Below are 19,454 nucleotides of genomic sequence, written 5' to 3' on the forward strand. Positions count from 1 at the left end.
AGACAAGCTCAAAAAAGCTGAGTGGATCTATAGTCTTTTTTAATAATTATCACTACGGCTGGACAGTTTCGAGCTGCATCCCTCTCTTCACTTTCACATAGAAAATATCCCCTCTATCCACGACCCCAACACCCACTTTCCCGCAGGATTCGTCGTCCTTCGTTCGAATACATATTTTCTAAGACCAAAGATAGATTCTATCAAAAGCATGAAAAATGCAGTTATTGCTTCTTACAAATTTTGAGCTTGATGCGTCATGACATTTAGGCGATCACCACCTCATCGAAAATCCTATCTTCAAGACTCTTTAATTCGAGCAATTTACTTGGAATTTGAAATCATTTATCGTATAGTAAAAACGCATCTTATAATGAAGGAGTCAAAATAAATGACAGTGACAAAAAGCGATTTAAATAAAGTTATGCATGACCGTAAATCTGTTCGTAAATACGACGAAAATTATAAAATTCCTCAAGAACAACTAGAGGAACTACTAATAGAAGCCACTTCTGCACCATCTTCAAGTAACTTACAGCCATGGCGCTTTATAGTTATTCAAGATGAGGCAATGAAAAAAGAGTTACGTGCCATTGCTAACAATCAAGAGCAAGTGGAAACTTCCTCAGCTGTTATTGCTGTCCTAGGCGATACAAAAATGTACGAAAATGCTGAATCGATCTTTACAAAAAATTTCGATCTTGGATATATTAATGAAGCAACAAAGGATTTAATGATTAATAATTCTATGAACTTATATTCTCAGCTTCCTCAGGAGGTTTTAAAGAATATCGTTACATTTGATGCGGGTCTCATTTCCATGCAAATCATGCTTTTAGCAAAAGACATGGGCTATGATACAGTACCAATGGGCGGGTTTAATAAAGAAGCCTTCGCCAAACATTTTGAATTAGCGGATCATATTGTACCCGTTATTTTAATTGCGATTGGTAAAGCAGCAGCCCCTGCCTATAATTCTTCACGAATTGAGCTAGAGCATATCGCCAAATTTATGTAATACATGTAAAATTGTCACCTTTCTATATGGGAAGGTGATTTTTTTCTGAATAAAATGGCATGTCAGATGCCACTACAAACATAGGATAGTAATGTTTGTGAGCAGTACAAGGTAAAAAACTTTAAAAATGATTCTCCTAAACTATCATATTCATTTTCCCAAGGGTATTTTTTGCATTTCTTTCATTCATTACTCAAAAAATCATCATAAAAGAATGAATAAAAAATTTCTTTCTAGTACATTTATGCCGTTTCTACTAAAATTTACATATAAATGGTTGTAGATTAAACATAATAGGATTGGTATCATTAGGAGGTATTTTCTTAAGAAGGGAGGTTTTTCTGATGGACTATAATTATTATAACTCTGATTTGGATGCAGCCATGGGAGGCTTATTTATTATCCTAATTTTAGCATCTCTTGTTCTTGGGCTAATCGCCTACATTATTAGTGCACTCATTTATTTTATGACATCTAAAACAAATGGTTTTGGAGATGTAGCCTATATTGCTTGGATTCCTATCATTAATGTATACAGCCTTTTCCTACTGACTGCCGGTGGAGATAATCGAGAAACGATTCGTGCAACAGCTCTAAAAAATACCCTTATTTATGCAGGCTTGATTATCGTTTCGTTTATACCAGTTATCGGTTTCCTCGCATCTCTAGGTATGGTGGGCTTTACATTGTATTTCACATATCGCCTATTCTATCGCTGGTGTGGTGAAACTGGTAAGGCTGTACTTTACACGATTCTAATGGTTATTACAGGCGGGTTGTTCTTTGCTATTTACGGTTTAATGCGCATGAACAGACCATTCGCTGCCTAGTTCACTATCCTAAAACCTCTTTAAGTCTTCAGACTAAAGAGGTTTTTTGGCATATTTTCACACAATAATCCCGCATAGATTTAGGAATACCTTTTAATGCTAGGGTGCCATTATAGATTAAATATCGAATTCTATATTCTAAATAAAAGATGTTTGGCGGTTCCTCCATTCTAGCCAGTAGCTCTAAAAGAAATGTCCCAGTTTGAATAAAATCCACATGTCCCTGTTCCTGATGCACCTTGGTCTCCTTTTCAATTTATAGTATCATGACAATCTCTTCCATTATTTAATAAAAAAGCAGCTAGCCCCTACAAGAAGTATGTTATTATTATAGTTAGAAAATTTCGAATTTCTGTCAAGTAAAGGGGATAGATAATATGTATGAAAATATTTTAAGACATCCAGGGCCAACACCGATTCCAAAGAGAGTTCAACTAGCGATGAGTCGAGATATTTTTAGTCATCGAAGTCAAGAATTTGTGGAATTATACCGGGAGACGATTGAAGCCGTAAAGCCTGTCTTTGGCACGACACAGGACATTTTACTCTTGCCATCAGGCGGGACAGCTGCACTTGAAGCTGCGGCAGTCAATACGGTTGCGGCTGGTGAAGAAGTTGTGGTCATTACTGTTGGGGCATTCGGTGACTATTTCGTTTCCATTTGTGAGCAATATGGCTTCCATGTACATAAGCTTGAAAAAGAATGGGGGCAAGCTTGCACACCTGAGGAGCTACGAGCATTTTTACAGCCATTACAAAAAATTAAAGCAGTTTTCGTCACATATAATGAAACATCTACAGGCATTTTAAATCCAGTCGCTGAATTAGCACAAGTGATTCATGACGAAACAGATGCTCTCGTTATCGTGGATGGCGTAAGCTGCATCGGCGGCGCGCCGGCTGAAATGGATTCTTGGGGTATTGATATTCTCGTGACAGGCTCTCAAAAAGCGATGATGCTTCCGCCTGGACTCTCTCTTATCAGTGTGAGCGAAAAAGCTTGGCAAGTCATTGAAGACAATCGAACGCCAGCATATTATTTAAATCTATTAAGTTATCGTAGTTGGGCAGAAAAGGGGATGACGCCAAATACTCCTGCTATCACGCTGATTGATGGCCTGCATGAGGTTTGTCAGCTAATTGAACGGGAAGGCGGCTTCTCACAGACCATTGCTCGTCACGAGCTGATGAAAAACATGGTACGTAGTGCTATGAAAGCTTTACACATCGAGCTCTTAACGGAAGAGCAATACGCCTCCCCTACCATTACAGCGATTAAGGCACCAAAGGGTATTGAGCTTGGTGAATTTTTAATGCACCTTAAGCAGCAATACCACTTAGATTTTGCAGGTGGTCTTGGTCATCTACAAGGTAAAATTTTCAGATTCGGCCATATGGGCTATTGCTTCCCGAGTGATATACTACAAGCCGTATCCTTATTGGAGGCGGCGCTCCAAGACTTCGCTTATGACTTCCAGCCAGGCGCAGGCGTCCTTGCAGCTCAAGAGGTATATTTAGCAGCTCAACGTAAAGCATTGCAACGTTAATAAGAAAACAGGTGAAGAATTTTTCTTCACCTGTTTTTGCTCTTTCGAATAACTTGATTGGGGCAAGACCTTCCCTGTTCGAACAATAAGTAGCATCATTTTCAATCTAAATCTCTGCTCTTAGCCAAATACGTAGCACGCATGCTGTCTGGAACCATGCTGCCACCTGTTGCCCACACAAGATGGGTTGCCTGCGCCATATGCTTTGTTAGTTCGCGCTGAGCTAAAAAGTGTTGACCTTTTTGGGACAAGCGAATAGCGCCAAACATTCCTGCATGTGCAGATGGCTCTAAAAATAGTTTTTCGCTATCGATAGCTAAACCTAAAGAGGTAAACAGCTCTTCATCTGTCACTGTATAGCAGCCACTGATATACGTCTCCATTACTTTTCCTACAAACTTGGAGGGGCGACCCACTGCAAGACCATCTGCTTCGGTTTTATTATCTAATTCTATATCCTCTACACTGATAGCATCATGAAGTCCAGTCATTAAGCCTAGCGTCATACAAGGTGAGGCAACAGGTTCTGCGAAGAAAATATGCACATGTTCGCCAAATATTTCTCGTAATCCGTAGGCAACACCGCCTGGTCCTCCCCCTACCCCACACGGTAAATACACGAACAATGGATGTGTGGCACTGACTCGGATGTTGTTGTTTTCTAATTGCCCTTTTAAACGCAATGCTGCAACTGCATAGCCTGCAAATAGATCCTTTGAATTTTCATCATCAATGAAATGACACATAGGATCTAATTCTGCTTCTTGACGCCCCTGTTCAACGGCAACACTGTAATCAGCCTCATATTCAACTACCGTGGCACCTTTCTCTCTAAGTAAAGCTTTTTTCCATTCCTTGGCATCACTCGACATATGTACAACGACATTAAAGCCGAGCTTCTTGCCTATAATGCCGATACTTAAACCTAAATTTCCTGTAGAGCCAACCGCAATGGTATATTGCTGAAAGAAGGACTGAAACTCCGTTGATGCTAATCGCTCATAATCATCTGTTACTTGAAGCTGCCCACTTGCTAATGCCAGCCTTTCAGCATGCTTTAAGACCTCATAAATGCCTCCCCGTGCTTTGATGGAGCCTGAGATAGGTAGAGCATGATCCGATTTTAAAAGCAACTGACCTTCTATCAACATACCGTATTTATTTTCAAGCGCGCTTTTCATAGCAGGAATTTCTAGAATATCTGATTCAATTAATCCACTACTTTCCTCAAGCTCAGGGAATGCCACTTGTAAATATGAAGAAAAGCGTTGTAACGTTTCCTCTGCCTCCTTTACTTCTTGCATAGTAAAGAGCGATGTTTCCGGCTGTTTCACCCAATTTGTATTTTCCCAAAGTACAGTATCTGTAGCTGCCATCAATTTTAACTGTGGAAATTGCTCTAAAAGATCATGCTTACGTTCATTTTTCACCTGTAGAGTCCTCCATTTTTTGTGCAAAAATCGCTCGTTCACAAATTTGTCGAAATTTCATTTCAAACGAAATATTGTTTTCTTGTGTCCTTTTTTTAGGGCCCTTGGTGCGTCCACCTGCTCGTCGAATTTTTTGACCGACATGGCGCATATCGAGCAGGCGTTCGATATTTTCATTAGACATTTCTCGTCCATTTTGATCAATTGGATACCCTCCTCTTGCTAAAACCATTGCCGCTAGCCCATAATCCTGTGTTATGACAATATCGTGTTTTGAAAGCGCGTTCACTAGCGTAAAATCAACCGAATCAGGACCTTTCGGCACCATAATTGTTATTACATTATCACGTTCTACACGATGGGATGTATCGCAAAATAAGATAGTTTCAATCTCAAACTCAGATGATACAGATAGCGCCAAATCCACTACTGGACAGGCATCAGCGTCTATAAGAACCTTCACAATAAGGCATCATTCCTTTCTAATAATTAGATGAATACTATCACCTAAAATTATTCTAAAATATCATTTTCCCGACCCGTCTTGCTCAATTTTTCACAAACTAAAAAAGTATTTTATTGAATAGTTTGAAAAATAAATATACGATACACCTATCAACTAAATGGGGGTTTTTACTATGACAATCACAACTGTTAGCAATGAACAATTAGCTAAAGAATACGTAGATGGCGTATTCGAGCAACTCAAACAACAGAACTGTCATCAAGCGGAGTTTCTACAAGCAGCTGAAGAAATTTTCATTTCATTAGTACCTGTATTCGTCCAACATCCTGAATATATTAAGGCTAATATTTTATCTCGTATTGTTGAGCCTGATCGCATCATTTCGTTCCGTGTTGCTTGGCAAGATGATACGAACCAAGTGCAAGTAAATCGCGGGTATCGTGTACAATATAGCAATGTCATGGGTCCCTATAAAGGCGGCCTACGCTTCCACCCTTCGGTAAATGAATCCATTATTAAATTCCTAGGCTTTGAACAAATTTTTAAAAACGCTTTAACAGGGCAACCAATCGGTGGTGGTAAAGGTGGGTCTAACTTTGATCCGAAAGGTAAGTCAGATTCAGAAATCATGCGTTTCTGCCAAGCCTTCATGACTGAATTATACCGTCATATTGGTCCAGATGTCGATGTTCCTGCTGGTGATATTGGTGTAGGTGCTCGTGAAGTAGGTTATTTATGGGGACAATATAAACGTCTAACTAAAGCTAGTGAATCAGGTGTATTAACTGGGAAAATCCCTGGCTATGGTGGGTCCTTAGCACGTAAAGAGGCAACAGGTTATGGTACAGTTTATTTCGTCAATGAGATGTTAAAAGATGCGAACGATTCATTTGCAGGAAAAACAGTGGTTGTTTCTGGTTCTGGAAATGTTTCGACGTATGCGATTGAGAAAGCACAACAATATGGCGCAAAAGTAGTTGCTTGCTCTGATTCCGCAGGCTATATTTATGACCCAGAAGGCTTAGATTTAGATGTCATTAAAGAAATTAAAGAAGTTAAAGGTGATCGTATTTCAACTTACGTAAGTTACCGACCAAATGCTACTTTTACAAATGGCTGCACTGGCATTTGGACGATTCCTTGTGACATTGCTCTACCATGTGCTACTCAAAACGAAATTAATGGTGAGTCAGCTCGTACATTAATTTCTAATGGGGTCAAAGCAATTGGCGAAGGTGCCAACATGCCATCTGATCTTGAAGCAATTAATGAATTCTTAAATGCTGGTGTATTGTTCGGACCAGCAAAAGCAGCGAATGCTGGAGGAGTTGCTGTATCTGCTCTTGAAATGGCACAAGATTCAAGTCGCGTATTTTGGTCATTTGAAGAAGTAGATGCGAAACTTCATCAAATTATGAAAGATATTTATTCAGATAGTAAAGCTGCTGCTGAAAAATACGGCTTCCCTGGCAACTTAGTGATGGGAGCAAACATCGCTGGCTTTATTAAAGTGGCAGATGGAATGCTGGCTGAAGGCATTTATTAATAACTGCCCTAGCTATCTAGCATAAATCCTCCAGCGTGTTTACGAAGCATTTCAAAAACACAAGGTGATGACGATTATTCGTTATCACCTTGTGTTTTTATTGTAAATTAGCAATAATCGATAGAAACAAACACATAAAACGAACAATTTCAATATTAAATATTTAAAATATTCGTGTTATAATTTTAGAGTACTATGAATATTGGAGGTATTTTTGTGGAATTAATGTATACAGGGAAAACGAAGAATGTGTTCAAATTAGAAGATGGTCATTATTTATTAAAATTTAAAGACGATGTAACAGGCGAAAACGGCGTGTTCGACCCAGGCGCTAATACGGTCGGCTTAACAATTGATGGTGCTGGCTTAGCGGGTTTACGCCTAACTTCTTATTTCTATTCTAAATTAAATGAACAAGGTGTTCCTACTCACTATGTAAATGCCAACTTTGATGATGCAACAATGACTGTAAAACCTGCAACAGTTTTCGGAAACGGTTTGGAAGTAATTTGCCGCTTTAAGGCTGTTGGCTCCTTCTTACGACGGTACGGTGCCTATGTGAAGGAAGGCCAAGATCTTGATGCATTTGTGGAAGTTACCATTAAAGATGATGATCGCCAAGATCCTCCAATCTCTGAAGATGCATTAGCTATGTTAAACCTGTTAACACACGAAGAATATGCCATTTTAAAACAACGTACAATTGAAATTTCTAAGTTTGTTGGAACTGAGCTTGCTAAAAAGGGCTTAACGCTTTTTGACATTAAATTGGAATTTGGCCGTGATGCCCAAACTAACGAAATTTTATTAATCGATGAAATATCTGGTGGCAATATGCGTGCTTACAAAGGTGAGCAATACATTGAACCATTAGAGCTTGAAAAAATGATGTTAAGTCACTAATAAGAGTCGCCTTTGTGCGGCTCTTTTGTTATGAAAATAACTTATTTTTACTTTCTACGAAACTTTTCACTGTATCACTCGTATACTAACTATGCGTAACATGCAATTATTCTATTATTTTGGAGGTAATTTGATGGAAAACTTTAATGACACACAGAAAGAAGAAAGGCCAAAGGTGAACCCGTTTATATCTGTTTGGTTACATCCAAAGCAAACCGCTCGCTATATGATTAACGAAAAATCAATCGGCTTTGCTATTTTGATTATGTCCATCGGTTATATCGGTTCTATCATGTCAGGGCTGACGGATTCGGAGTTTTTCACTGATCTTTCCCCTTGGTTATTGGCTTTACTGTGTGTAATTTTTGCTCCAATCGCTGGGATTATTGGGACAGCTATATCCGCTCTGATTACATGGCTATTTGGTAAACTATTTAAGGGTACTGGCACGTATTCAGACTTATTTAAAGGGCTGAGCCTTACAGCTGTACCATTTATAGTGCTTATTCCATTTTATTTAATATGGTTATTCACGTCACCAGAATCTTTACTAGATCCAAACTTTATGGGCTCACTGCCATGGGTTTTTTGGCCAGCTATTTTAGCTTCTATTGTTGTAACTATTTGGTCTTTCGTCATTTCAGTCGGTGTGGTAGCAGAAGCACACCAAATCTCTAATTGGATGGCCTTTTTCACTATCTTTATTCCTGGAATTATTTTATTCATCTTGTTCTTCGTTCTTTTCTTCATTATTCTCGTTGGGATTATTGGTGTTGGCATGATGTAAAAAAATCTCCCCTCTCATTTAAGAGAGTGGGAGATTTTTTTATAGTTTAAATTGGGCAATCAATGTTTTTAATTCTAAAGCTAATGTTGATAATTGGGCTGATTTTCCCGCCATAACCTCCATTGAGCTACTTGTCTGTTCTGTTGTCGCCGTCGTTTGCTCTACACCTGCCGCAGATTCTTCTGCGACCGCAGCGATTTCTTGAATAGCGCTATTCATTGTTTGACCATCTTCAGTTACTTTTGATAAATTGCTGGAAATCAATTGAACACTTTCTACTACATCATTAATAGAATGGCTAATCGTCGAAAACGTTTCACTCGTAGCTTTAATTTGATTGGTTCCTTCTTTTACTTCCTGATAGCCATCCTCTAATGAGCTCGTAACGACATCAAAATCTTGCTGAATATTTGTGACAATCGATGTAATATCATTGACAGAAAAGGCTACTTGTTCTGCAAGCTTACGTACTTCATCCGCAACTACCGCAAATCCTTTGCCATGCTCCCCAGCTCTAGCAGCTTCAATCGCGGCATTTAAAGCTAATAAGTTCGTTTGATCAGCAATATCTTTAATAACCACCACTAATTTTGAAATTTCCTGTGCTTGAGCATCTAAATTTTTTACTTTCTCTACGGCATTCTGTACAATGCCATCAATTTTACTCATTTGAGAATTCGAAGATGTCATGAGCTGACTTCCTTCATTGGTTAAGCCTAATACTTCAACAGAAGATTGATGAATATGCTCCCCATGCTTATTTGTTTCACGTAAATCCGCAGTAAAACGCTCCATCAAGGACGTTAATTCGTTAGAATGATGGGCTTGTCCCTCTGCACCAGATGCTAATTCATTCATCGTAATTGCTACTTGCTCAGCACCCATATTCACTTCATTAGCTGATTGTGATAGCTCCTTACTGGATGTATTGATTAAATCAGATGCTTGAGCAATATTGTGTATCATGTCCTTCAATTTAGCTTGCATTTGATTCATAGCGTTTGCCAGTTTGCCAATTTCATCTTTTGAGCGAATAGACATACTTTCTTGCGTCAAATCACCCTGCGCAAATCGCTCCATCGCTTGGACCACTCGGTTAATTGGCTTAGCCATACTACTCGCGTATTGCCAAATAACAAATAGCCCGATAATAATAGCCACGCCAATCACAACAAGCGTTAATTTCAAAATACTCTCCGCGGGCTTATTAAAGTCTGCTAAATACGTACTGGCACCAATCACCCATCCCCAATACGGATCCGTTTCTGCATAGACCCCTTTTTCTTCTAGTTGATCAGTATTTGGTAATGGCCACGAATAGGAGGCAAATCCACCACCTTCATTCCCCTTCGCAATGATTTCCTGCATATACTTAACTCCATTGTCATCCTGCTCATCCCAGACATTATTTCCCTCGATATTTGGATGCGCAATAGAGTTCCCCTTTTGGTCCACAACGAAAATATAACCACTCTCACCTAGTTTAATATTTTTATTAATAGGTCGCTTCCCTTCACTATCCATTTCTCCTAAAATAGCGACCTTGACTTTCTCTTGCGCTTCATCTAAAGATAAATTGCCTGCCTCAACCTCTTGATTAAATTGTTCAATCATGGCAATGGTCATTTCCACACTGTTTCTTAAATTTTCTTTTCCCACCGACTCTAAATTTGATTTACTTTGTTGATAGCTTAGATAGCCTAAAGTAATAAGGGGAATCATTAAAAGCAATAAAGAGAAAGCAATCAGCTTGGCTTTAATGGACCGGAATTGAACGAATGTTTTCATGTATTTTATCTCCTCTTTTCTAGAATAAAGACCTATTTTTCTTTTAAAATATTACAATATTATGTATTTATACTTCACAATTATTTGCACAAGTTATTACCTTGTACTCACCAATTTTATTACATAAAAAAACAAACAACAACATTTTTCGAGCAAATTCGATAAAAAATGTAGAAAAGCTTATCTTCGCTTTTCTACATCTGCTGTATTTCAATATCTTTTATTTGTTAAATTGATAGCGCAGTGGTTTGTTGGAATAGTTCCGACACGCCAGATTCAACCGCTGCTCCGCTAACTGCACGAGAGACAATTGCAACGACACGCTCATCCAAAGATTTCGGAACAATATATTCCTCCGCGAGCTCCTCATCACTTACAAGTGAAGCAATTGCTTCCACTGCAGCCAGTTTCATGGTTTCATTGATATCCGTCGCACGTACATCTAATGCCCCACGGAAAATGCCAGGAAAAGCAAGGACGTTATTAATTTGATTGGGATAATCCGAACGACCTGTGCCCATAACTCGTACTCCCCACGCCTTCGCATTTTCATACGTAATTTCTGGATTTGGGTTAGCTAATGCAAAGACCACCGGGTTTTCATTCATAGACACAATATGCGCCTCTGTTAATAGATTAGCTACCGAAACACCGATAAAGACATCTGCACCAACGAGCGCGTCACTCAACGTACCATGTATTTTCTCTGGATTTGTTAAATGAGCAACCGCCTCTTTAATCGGATTCATCCCTTCTTTACGTCCCTCGTAAATTATACCTTTCGTATCACACATCAAAATATTTTTATAGCCCATTTGCACAAGGATTCGCAAAATAGCGATCCCTGCTGCACCAGCGCCATTGATGACAACCTTCATTGTGGCAATATCCTTTTGCACAATACGATTGGCATTAATCATAGCGGCACCTACTACAATTGCTGTCCCATGCTGATCATCATGGAATACCGGGATATCACATTCCTGACGCAGCCGATCCTCAATTTCAAAACATCTAGGTGCTGAAATGTCCTCTAAATTTACCGCCCCAAACGTAGGGGCAAGCGCCTTCACAATGCTGACGATTTCATCCGTACTTTTTGTATCTAAACATATTGGAAAAGCATCAACATTGGCAAAACGCTTTAACAAAATCGCTTTCCCCTCCATAACTGGTAATGCGGCTTTAGGCCCTATATCGCCCAATCCTAAAACTGCTGTACCATCTGATACAACTGCCACCATATTCCCCTTCATTGTATAGTCATAAACCAATGATGGATTTTTTTCAATTTCCACACACGGTGCGGCCACTCCAGGTGAATAAGCAAGACTTAGATCATAAGAATCCTGTACTGGTACTTTTGAAATCACCTCTAATTTACCACTATAGTGTGCATGCATTTCTAAAGCTTTCTTCATGACATCCATTCCATCCCATCCTTTTCTCATTGTTTTTCATTATATTTTAGAATCATATTACTTTGTGAAAATATAGTCAATTAATTTTCTGTCAATTTATTTTTTCTTTCGAAAACGCATTAATAAAAGACTTCATATACATTTTTCTGTCAAATTAAACTTTTCACAATCAATTATTTTGAAATAATTAACATCCTATAATGAGTAATGGAAAATGTACAACTATCGCCTTTCAAGCTGTTCAATATTTCACATAGTATTTTTCTTGTGTAAATGAGAATTTTTTCACAAACTTATGTAAGCGTATCCATTGAGCCAATTGAGTTTGTCACAATTTATCCACATTTTTTCACAAAGTTTTTTATTATTGCTGTTACAGCTTTTAATCCAACAAAAAAGAGCCCTATTGCAAGGACTCCTGTGTAAAATGACGGATAAATGCATTGATTATATGTTTAGAGGACCATTGATCGCCGGACACTTGAACAATGGGATATTCTCGAGGAAAAATACTGGACGTCATCTCCTCTACTGAATAACCTTGTTGAAACAAGTGACGAACCTTCTCTTCCATTTCTTCAATATACGCTATTTTTTCTAGTATTCTATTTCGTCCATTCGCTAAATAGCCTGCATGGCAACAATAAATTTCGTTAAAGTCATAGTTTAATAATTTCTTTAAGGAAGCTAAGGTATGTACAATATTTTCTTCATCGAGTACTACCTTGGTTTTCGTTTGAATGTATAAATCTCCCGTGAACATAGCACCTGTTTGGCGATTATAGAAAGCTAGGTGATCTGTCGTATGTCCAGGTGTTTCAATAACATCCCAGACAGCTGTTTTCGTCTGCAATGTAGTCCCTATCGGCTGCGCTAGAAAAGCTGGCCGCTCCCCCCATAATGCTTGACGGTACAAAGGATAATCCCCATCCTGCGTACAAATCTGAAGAGACTCACCATGAAGATAAATAGGTACATCCCTTTGCTGCTGAAGCCACGCGGCATTACCCGCATGATCCTCATGCGCATGAGTTAAGGCAATTTGCTCTATTGGCAAGTCTTTAAAAAAAGATTGAAACTCCTGTGCCAGCGAATTAGAGCCTGTATCAATTAATAAACCATCCACAAAAAAACTATATACACTCATACCAAAGCCCTGAATTGCTACCTTTCCAAGTGCACATTGTACATCACCATGGTGTTGAACAACTATGCTCGTCTCCCGTTTAAACATCCACTTTCCCCCTTTTAAAAGAGTGTAGCATAAAATGAATGGCGAGTCATTTTGATTTCGATCGGCTGTTGTAAGGGTTGGCTATCCGTTTATTTCAAGCGAGCTAGACGGGAGACGCTTTTTGGCTCTATCCGTCGGTTTTGGCTTTCTATCCGTCACTTTCGCCATCCTATCCGTCACTTTCATCTTTCTATCCGTCACTTTCGCCATCCTATCCGTCACTTTCGGCTTTCTATCCGTCACTTTCGCCATCCTATCCGTCACTTTCATTTTTCTATCCGTCCGCTTCCAGGATTCGAGCCATTAGCAGCTCTACCTACGCATATCAAGCAAACTAGACAGCTCTTTTTCCGCTCTATCCGCTACTTTTGGCTTTCTATCCATCACTTTTGGCTTTCTATCCGTCACTTTCGCCATCCTATCCGTCACTTTTGGCTTTCTATCCGTCACTTTCGCCTTTCTATCCATCACTTTCATCCTTCTATCCACCACTCTCCCTGCTCTATCCGTCACTTCCCCACCTCTATCCACCACTCTCCCCCGCATCAAATCCACCTCTCCACAAAAAAAACGCTCACTAAGGTGAGCGTTTTTACTGTGATTCTTATTTATTCATTTGTACCTTTTTCAACATCATATTGTGTAATCCAATCACTAAAGCTACCTACATATAATTGGATGTTTTCATAGCCTTCATCTGCTAAGACGGCATAGAGTGGGGATGCAGTCACACCACTGCCGCAGTAGACAACTACATGTTCATCTGGTGCCACTTTTTGACGTAATGCATCGTTGGCCTGCAATTGACCGTCTGTCTTTAATTGCTCCCAGTCAAAGTTTTTCGCGGTTGGTATATGGCCAGCTACTTTATCCAATGGCTCGACTTCCCCACGGTAACGCTCAGCCGCACGAGCATCGAGTAACGTCGCTTTCACTTCACCGTCCACAATTGCCTTTACCGCTTGGCGCGGAGCATAAAGCTCATCCTTCCAGACAAAATCAATGAAGGTTGGTGGGTATTTAACGACATCCTTTGTAAACGGAGTTTTCTTTTCCAATGCAGATGCGCCCCCATTAACAATGACCACATTTGGGAAACCAGCATACGTCAGCATCCACCATGCACGTGGAGCAAATGGTGCTGCTCCTTGATCATAGATAACGATTTGGTCTTCATAACGTAGGCCTAATTCTTGAAATACCGATGTCAGTTTTTCTTTGTTCGGCATTGGGTGACGGCCATCTTTACTGTCCATATCAGATAGCTGCTGCTCTAAATCAATATAAATTGCTCCTATTGCATGACCTTCTTCAAACGCTTTTTTTCCAGCTTCCTTGTCTTGTAAATCAAAACGAGCATCGATAAAACGGACACCATCAGACTGAATTTCATCCACTGATTTGAATACTTTTCCCATAGGAATCACCTCATGCGTATTGTAATTGTGCGTAAATCGCTTTCCAAGAAGCTAAACGGCTCTCTTCTTGAAGCGCCAATCTTTCTGTTTCAATTTGCTCAAGCGCTTGATGATAAATATATAAACGTAATTTTTCTGCTTCCTCTGCAATAAACGTAATCGCCCATGTCATGAGAGAAACTTTCTGTGCATCTAAATAATCCTGCGCATCTGGTTTTGTCAATGTTTCTAATGCCTCGCTCAGCTTCACCTTTTCATTCTTCTCAAAGAAAGCTTTTTGATTGCGGAAGTGAGATTTTACGCTCGCATATTTCGAAATCTCACCAAATGGACCTTCAAAATTAAGTAAATTTGGTTCAGACGATTCAAATGCTAAGAACGAGAAGCTACGGTTAAGCTCTTTTAGCTCACGTACTTCATCTTTAAAGCGATGCTGCATTTTCTTGCTAATAAACTGTGATAAACGGAAGTTTGTAACACGCATTTCCTGTGTAAAGTCGAAACGTAAGCTTTGCATGACTTCCTTCAATGCTTGCTCCAATGCCTGCTGTGCTGGCATAGCCGCAAATGTTGAAGGATTATACCCTTCCTTAAAGAATTCAGGGTAACGATAGTAGACACGCTGTAGAACATAATAGAGAAGCTCATCAAGCTCTTGCTTTGTCTCACTTTCCAGCATACTTGTATTCAGCACACTAAACTTCGATTGAACATGTTTTTCAAGTACTGTTAATTCCTCTAATCGCTCATCCTTACGTTTTAGGTTTTCCTCTGTTTGCGCAATTAAATCGGCTAAACGTTGCTCTGTTTTATCAACTTCCTCCGCAAGAGCCTGCACTGCTAATGCACTCAATTCATCATTTAGGAAGGTATGGAAGTCATTTTCAAACGGTGGCATACCAGATGCTAAGTCTGAACCCTCTACCTTTTCATTTAACGCTAGAAGACTTGATACACCATACAGTCTTGGGAATCGAATTCCAAAACGCTGTAATTCTGAACGAACATAGCCTTTTACATCTTCCTGCTCCTCATCTGTTGTCGCTAAATCAATAGCATTTACAATAAAGAACATTTTATCCAATTCAAATGCATCTTTTACACGACCAAGCTGAATTAAAAACTCACGGTCCGCTTTGGCAAATGCATGATTATAATACGTAATAAATAGGATGGCATCCGCATTCCGAATATATTCAAAAGCTACACCTGTATGTCGAGCATTAATGGAGTCTGCTCCTGGCGTATCCACCAATGTAACGCCCATGCGCGTTAATGGACTATCATAATAGAAGTCGATATTGTCCACAAAGCATGATTTATTTTCTTGCGCAACAAATTTTTCAAATTCAACGCGGTCCACTCGAATAATAGTTCCAAGCTCAGACTTGAACGTTGGATACCCCTCTTTATAGGCACGAATAAATGATTTGTGCACATTTAAACGCTCATCTGTTAACTGTACAGCAAGCCCTTCGTCAGCACGATTATATGCTTCCTCCAATGAATGGACGGATAAGCCAATCGCGGCATACGACCCTTGAATATCCTCTAACATTTGTTCAGCTGTTTTAAGCAGGACATCGGCCGTTTCATGAGGATGCTCTGGTGTAACTGGACGAATTTTATTGATAGCTGCGGTTGTTGGGTTTGGCGATACAGGTAATACCTTCGCTCCCATTAATGCATTCGAGAAGGAGGACTTCCCAGCACTAAAAGCCCCAAACAAAGCAATCGTAAAGTCTTTTTTCTGTAGACGTTCTACTTTATTTTCTAGATATTGAGCAACTTCAGCAAAACCTTGTACTTCTTTTACAGCATTGGCGGTATGCAGAGCACGATTAATCACACCATCGATTGGCAGACTCGTCGCACTAACAGTTTGCTGCGCTTCTTCTTGCTGAATGACTTGTTCCTTTGGTTGTAGCATGGACTCATCAAACAAACGAATCTCTGCTAAGTCCTGTTTAAAGGAATTTTCCCAATTTGTTAGCTGCTCATTCGCAACTTTGCGGATTTCATTGCTCGCTTGATGCATAATGCTCGCACTATATTGTTGGTAGCCTTCGATTTCAAGTACAGCCTTAATAGCATCCACTTTATCCTGCATGCCTGCCATTTTCAACTTCGAAGGAGCCGCTGTTTCGGTTGCCACTGCTTCTAATGTTGTCGCTTGTGCTTTTTTCCAGCTATCTGTTTCCTGAATAAAATAGCGCTTTGTTGCCTCTGCCACACGGTTGGCAAAGTTTAATACTGCATCACCTGTTAACAATGCTCCTGTTTGAACTTGCTGTTCAATTAATGCAAAAGGTAAGTCAAATGGATAAGCGTCAATAGCAGACGCACGATCTTCATTTAAGGCACCGACGTCCTTCAGTGCATATTTCATAAGACCCTTTAAATGCCCTGTAATTTGCGAATGGACAACATTTTGATAGGCACTATAAGCATCTTCTTTACGACGGTTTCGCTCTTCCTCTGTTTTTTTCTTCGCCGTAAAGAGCCCTCCTACCTTAAAGCCCTCCTGCATACTTTCTAAATAAAGACGTAAGCGATCACGTAAGTCAGCTGGCATAATAGCAGCATTGGCAAGCAATTCTTTTCGCTGCTCCTCAAATGTTTCGTTCCATGCCTCGACAGAGAACAGCTCTACCTGACGATTTAACTTGTTGTATTGCTCTAAAATATCTTGGTGGTTTGCCCAGTCATCTGCACTTAACATTTCTTCATCTAACGCTAGACGATCCTCTTTTTCTTCCATTAAATAATGGTCATGCTCGCTTTGTAATAAACGCAATGTATTGGTTGCTGTTTGGACAAGCTGATCCTGCCAATCGTTCATACTATCCATCACAATTTTCTTCACGGCTTCAAAATCGTTATGTGGGTGTTCAGGCTCTCTCAATGATGTGAAAAATACACCTTTCGGCACAACGCCCCACGCCGCAAAGGAATTATGAACAGTTGCTTTAAACTCTTCAAAGCTCAACTCATTTTCTTTATGCTTATCAATCATATTAACAATCAAATAAACATTTGGATTATATTTCATTAATTGCTTCGTGAATTGGAAATTCAACTCCGATTGCACATGGTTGTAGTCCATTGTATAGAATACGATATCGGCAATATGGAGCGCAGATTCCGTCGACATGCGGTGTGCATCATCTGTGGAGTCTACTCCAGGTGTATCCATCACGGTAACGCCAAACGGTAGTGTTGACGCACTATGACCAATTTCAATTTGAGATACCAAATCCCCATTTTTACTAAGCTCTTTGACCGTTTTAAAATCATAGCCTGCCTCAAATTTAACAGGCTTTTCATTGTGCATATAAACAATCGCAAAGTCTTCCTCCGATTTATGCACTTTTACGATATTTGCACTTGTTGGAATCGGACTTGATGCTAATAAATTCTCGCCAGACAGCGCATTAATCATACTCGACTTCCCGGCAGAGAAATGGCCTGCAAACCCAATCACATACTCTTTTTGCTGAATTTTTCGGGCAAAAAGTGATGTTTTATCCATGCGCTCCGAATCACCATTATGCTGATATATTATGTATTGCAAAGCGGCTTGCTTTAGTAGCCCCTCCAATTGTTGATCAAAATCTTTCATGAAACCAGTAACCCCTTTTTCGTTAATTATTCATAATTAGTATTCTACCTTATTCAACTAGCAAAGTATAACACTAATTTACGGTAAAAAGCATGTATGCCAACGCTTCTATCCAACTAGCATTTATAAAAAAAGCATGGTTGTCTGAAATAATCTTTATCGAATGATAGATGCTCAACTAGATTGAATTTTATTTTCTTCATATTTTATAGTAACTGAATTCGGGGCAAAGGTTAAATTTACAAGAATGGAGTGTGATAACACATGGTCAACCCTAAGCATGGTCAAATCAGTAATAAAAGCTGTGATTGTAACAATGAGGATCGATTTATTTGGCCCCGTATAAAAGCCTCTTACGGTCCAATCGTCCCTCCCACCGAAGTTGTCCCAGATGGAGTAGTCATTCCAACGATTAATAGATATTTTTACATTTTAACAAGCGATCTTGATTTAACAAACGGAGCAATCCTACCCGCTACTCTCTTTTGGAATGATCAGACAGATCCCATTACTGAATTCGTGATTTTTTCACCAAATGGCTATATCAATTTGTATATTAATGCTGTTATGCAAGAGGGCGGTATTTATTCCCTATCAAACACGGCCTTAACCATTACTCCCTACGATGGCACATTATTTAGAGGAACACCCATCATAATTGAATCATTAGGCTTCACCCTAAAATAAAGACAATAAAGGGAGTAAATGAATAGCATTTCTATATTTGTTGACGTGCTGCAAACAGTAGGTTTTCTTATAACTTTCATCTCAAAAAGCACCAATACATGTAAAAAAACTACGAATGTATCGGTGCTTCTGTATTCTTATTACGATATTGCCACTTTTACTTTTATTTCTTACATATTAGGTTACCCGTTACTTGGTTTATAATGGATAGTTTCTCAGTTTTTGAGGTTTCTTGAAAGCTACTTTACAGGTTTACTTGCTGGCCCACTCACTTTATTTTTATCGTCCTTCAACCCTAGCGCAGCATCAAGTTGCTTCATCGCTTCTTCTTTCGTTAGCGTACCCGCCTCTACTTGATCAAAAATGGCCTGCACCTTTTCTTTTGAAATTTCATCAGCGTTCGATGGTTTACTTGTAGCTTTTTTATCTCCATCCAGCCCTAGCGCAGCATCAAGTTGCTTCATCGCTTCTTCTTTCGTTAGCGTACCCACCTCTACTTGATCAAAAATGGCCTGTACCTTTTCTTTTGAAATTTCATTAGCGTACGATGGTTTACTTGTAGCTTTTTTATCTCCATCCAGCCCTAGTGCAGCATCAAGTTGCTTCATAGATTCTTTTTTCGTTAGTGTACCCGCCTCTACTTGATCAAAAATGGCCTGCACCTTTTCTTTTGAAATTTCATTAGCGTTCGATGGTTTACTTGTAGCTTTTTTATCTCCATCCAGCCCTAGCGCAGCATCAAGTTGCTTCATCGCTTCTT

General features: G+C 39.4%; 17 protein-coding genes and 1 pseudogene. 7 read left to right on the top strand and 11 right to left on the bottom strand.

All coding sequences use genetic code 11. The annotated features are described in order from the left end of the window. Window positions 1-388 precede the first annotated feature (388 nt). Together AC07YC_RS07420 and AC07YC_RS07425 are read left to right on the top strand one after the other, a co-directional pair. Window positions 389-1,015 carry a nitroreductase family protein gene (locus AC07YC_RS07420; RefSeq protein WP_336636535.1) on the top strand — a complete coding sequence of 209 codons (627 nt, stop codon included), beginning with the start codon at window positions 389-391 and terminating at the stop codon, window positions 1,013-1,015. A 344-nt stretch (window positions 1,016-1,359) separates the two neighbouring features. After that, window positions 1,360-1,845, top strand: a complete 486-nt coding sequence (locus AC07YC_RS07425) for a hypothetical protein (RefSeq protein WP_494918931.1) — start codon at window positions 1,360-1,362, stop codon at window positions 1,843-1,845. A 28-nt stretch (window positions 1,846-1,873) separates the two neighbouring features. Here AC07YC_RS07425 and AC07YC_RS07430 read toward each other — a convergent pair whose 3' ends face one another. Beyond that, window positions 1,874-2,083, bottom strand: coding sequence for a DUF3658 domain-containing protein (locus tag AC07YC_RS07430; protein ID WP_494918932.1), 210 nt, complete (start codon window positions 2,081-2,083; stop codon window positions 1,874-1,876). Between the two features lie 139 nt (window positions 2,084-2,222). On the opposite strand from AC07YC_RS07430, the gene AC07YC_RS07435 reads away from it, so the two are divergent. Next, the gene (locus AC07YC_RS07435) at window positions 2,223-3,392 is read left to right on the top strand and encodes a pyridoxal-phosphate-dependent aminotransferase family protein (RefSeq protein ID WP_494918933.1); all 1,170 of its coding nucleotides are present in this window, start codon (window positions 2,223-2,225) and stop codon (window positions 3,390-3,392) included. A gap of 101 nt (window positions 3,393-3,493) precedes the next feature. Here AC07YC_RS07435 and dsdA read toward each other — a convergent pair whose 3' ends face one another. Beyond that, window positions 3,494-4,822: a D-serine ammonia-lyase gene (gene dsdA / locus AC07YC_RS07440; protein WP_494918934.1), complete on the bottom strand. Its 1,329-nt coding sequence runs from the start codon at window positions 4,820-4,822 to the stop codon at window positions 3,494-3,496. After that, a complete protein-coding gene (locus AC07YC_RS07445) occupies window positions 4,812-5,285 on the bottom strand; it encodes a YaiI/YqxD family protein (RefSeq protein ID WP_008181474.1) in 474 nt (157 codons plus the stop codon). The genes dsdA and AC07YC_RS07445 overlap by 11 nt, the downstream gene beginning before the upstream one ends. Before the next feature lie 175 nt (window positions 5,286-5,460). Here AC07YC_RS07445 and gdhA point away from each other — a divergent pair, with 175 nt between their 5' ends. The 3 genes from gdhA (at window position 5,461) to AC07YC_RS07460 (ending at window position 8,524) form a co-directional block, all read left to right on the top strand. Beyond that, on the top strand, window positions 5,461-6,834 hold the full coding sequence (gdhA, locus tag AC07YC_RS07450; RefSeq protein WP_494918935.1) for an NADP-specific glutamate dehydrogenase: 1,374 nt from the start codon (window positions 5,461-5,463) through the stop codon (window positions 6,832-6,834). Between the two features lie 216 nt (window positions 6,835-7,050). Continuing rightward, window positions 7,051-7,737, top strand: a complete 687-nt coding sequence (locus AC07YC_RS07455) for a phosphoribosylaminoimidazolesuccinocarboxamide synthase (RefSeq protein ID WP_494918937.1) — start codon at window positions 7,051-7,053, stop codon at window positions 7,735-7,737. Window positions 7,738-7,870: 133 nt separating this feature from the next. Continuing rightward, window positions 7,871-8,524 carry a Yip1 family protein gene (locus tag AC07YC_RS07460; protein ID WP_494918938.1) on the top strand — a complete coding sequence of 218 codons (654 nt, stop codon included), beginning with the start codon at window positions 7,871-7,873 and terminating at the stop codon, window positions 8,522-8,524. 39 nt (window positions 8,525-8,563) lie between these two features. On the opposite strand, the gene AC07YC_RS07465 is transcribed toward AC07YC_RS07460, so the two are convergent. The 7 genes from AC07YC_RS07465 to AC07YC_RS07495 form a co-directional block, all read right to left on the bottom strand. Further along, window positions 8,564-10,312 (bottom strand): methyl-accepting chemotaxis protein, encoded by a 1,749-nt coding sequence (locus AC07YC_RS07465; RefSeq protein ID WP_494918939.1) that lies wholly within the window; start codon window positions 10,310-10,312, stop codon window positions 8,564-8,566. A gap of 227 nt (window positions 10,313-10,539) precedes the next feature. Next, window positions 10,540-11,742, bottom strand: coding sequence for an NAD(P)-dependent malic enzyme (locus AC07YC_RS07470; RefSeq protein ID WP_494918940.1), 1,203 nt, complete (start codon window positions 11,740-11,742; stop codon window positions 10,540-10,542). Between the two features lie 394 nt (window positions 11,743-12,136). Next, the gene (locus AC07YC_RS07475) at window positions 12,137-12,967 is read right to left on the bottom strand and encodes an MBL fold metallo-hydrolase (protein WP_494918941.1); all 831 of its coding nucleotides are present in this window, start codon (window positions 12,965-12,967) and stop codon (window positions 12,137-12,139) included. 81 nt (window positions 12,968-13,048) lie between these two features. Next, window positions 13,049-13,237, bottom strand: a complete 189-nt coding sequence (locus AC07YC_RS07480; RefSeq protein ID WP_494918942.1) for a hypothetical protein — start codon at window positions 13,235-13,237, stop codon at window positions 13,049-13,051. Window positions 13,238-13,279: 42 nt separating this feature from the next. Beyond that, entirely contained in the window at window positions 13,280-13,498 is a 219-nt protein-coding gene (locus tag AC07YC_RS07485) for a hypothetical protein (protein ID WP_494918944.1), read from the bottom strand. Between the two features lie 77 nt (window positions 13,499-13,575). Further along, window positions 13,576-14,385 carry a sulfurtransferase gene (locus AC07YC_RS07490; RefSeq protein WP_494918945.1) on the bottom strand — a complete coding sequence of 270 codons (810 nt, stop codon included), beginning with the start codon at window positions 14,383-14,385 and terminating at the stop codon, window positions 13,576-13,578. A 10-nt stretch (window positions 14,386-14,395) separates the two neighbouring features. Continuing rightward, on the bottom strand, window positions 14,396-18,007 hold the full coding sequence (locus AC07YC_RS07495; protein ID WP_494918946.1) for a dynamin family protein: 3,612 nt from the start codon (window positions 18,005-18,007) through the stop codon (window positions 14,396-14,398). Between the two features lie 264 nt (window positions 18,008-18,271). Here AC07YC_RS07495 and AC07YC_RS07500 point away from each other — a divergent pair, with 264 nt between their 5' ends. After that, window positions 18,272-18,694 (top strand): DUF4183 domain-containing protein, encoded by a 423-nt coding sequence (locus tag AC07YC_RS07500; RefSeq protein WP_494918947.1) that lies wholly within the window; start codon window positions 18,272-18,274, stop codon window positions 18,692-18,694. 239 nt (window positions 18,695-18,933) lie between these two features. Here the strand turns inward: AC07YC_RS07500 and AC07YC_RS07505 are convergent. Beyond that, window positions 18,934-19,454: pseudogene (locus AC07YC_RS07505) on the bottom strand (hypothetical protein); the annotation flags it as partial.

This window comes from Lysinibacillus sp. GW247-5R2A (assembly GCF_059424475.1).

Coding starts and splice junctions, on each gene's coding strand:
- AC07YC_RS07460 (WP_494918938.1), top strand. CDS start 7,871: ATGGAAAACTTTAATGACACACAGAAAGAAGAAAGGCCAAAGGTGAAC.
- AC07YC_RS07500 (WP_494918947.1), top strand. CDS start 18,272: ATGGTCAACCCTAAGCATGGTCAAATCAGTAATAAAAGCTGTGATTGT.
- AC07YC_RS07490 (WP_494918945.1), bottom strand. CDS start 14,385: ATGGGAAAAGTATTCAAATCAGTGGATGAAATTCAGTCTGATGGTGTC.
- AC07YC_RS07475 (WP_494918941.1), bottom strand. CDS start 12,967: ATGTTTAAACGGGAGACGAGCATAGTTGTTCAACACCATGGTGATGTA.
- AC07YC_RS07425 (WP_494918931.1), top strand. CDS start 1,360: ATGGACTATAATTATTATAACTCTGATTTGGATGCAGCCATGGGAGGC.
- AC07YC_RS07420 (WP_336636535.1), top strand. CDS start 389: ATGACAGTGACAAAAAGCGATTTAAATAAAGTTATGCATGACCGTAAA.
- AC07YC_RS07465 (WP_494918939.1), bottom strand. CDS start 10,312: ATGAAAACATTCGTTCAATTCCGGTCCATTAAAGCCAAGCTGATTGCT.
- AC07YC_RS07470 (WP_494918940.1), bottom strand. CDS start 11,742: ATGGATGTCATGAAGAAAGCTTTAGAAATGCATGCACACTATAGTGGT.
- AC07YC_RS07495 (WP_494918946.1), bottom strand. CDS start 18,007: ATGAAAGATTTTGATCAACAATTGGAGGGGCTACTAAAGCAAGCCGCT.
- AC07YC_RS07480 (WP_494918942.1), bottom strand. CDS start 13,237: ATGAAAGTGACGGATAGGATGGCGAAAGTGACGGATAGAAAGCCGAAA.
- AC07YC_RS07435 (WP_494918933.1), top strand. CDS start 2,223: ATGTATGAAAATATTTTAAGACATCCAGGGCCAACACCGATTCCAAAG.
- gdhA (WP_494918935.1), top strand. CDS start 5,461: ATGACAATCACAACTGTTAGCAATGAACAATTAGCTAAAGAATACGTA.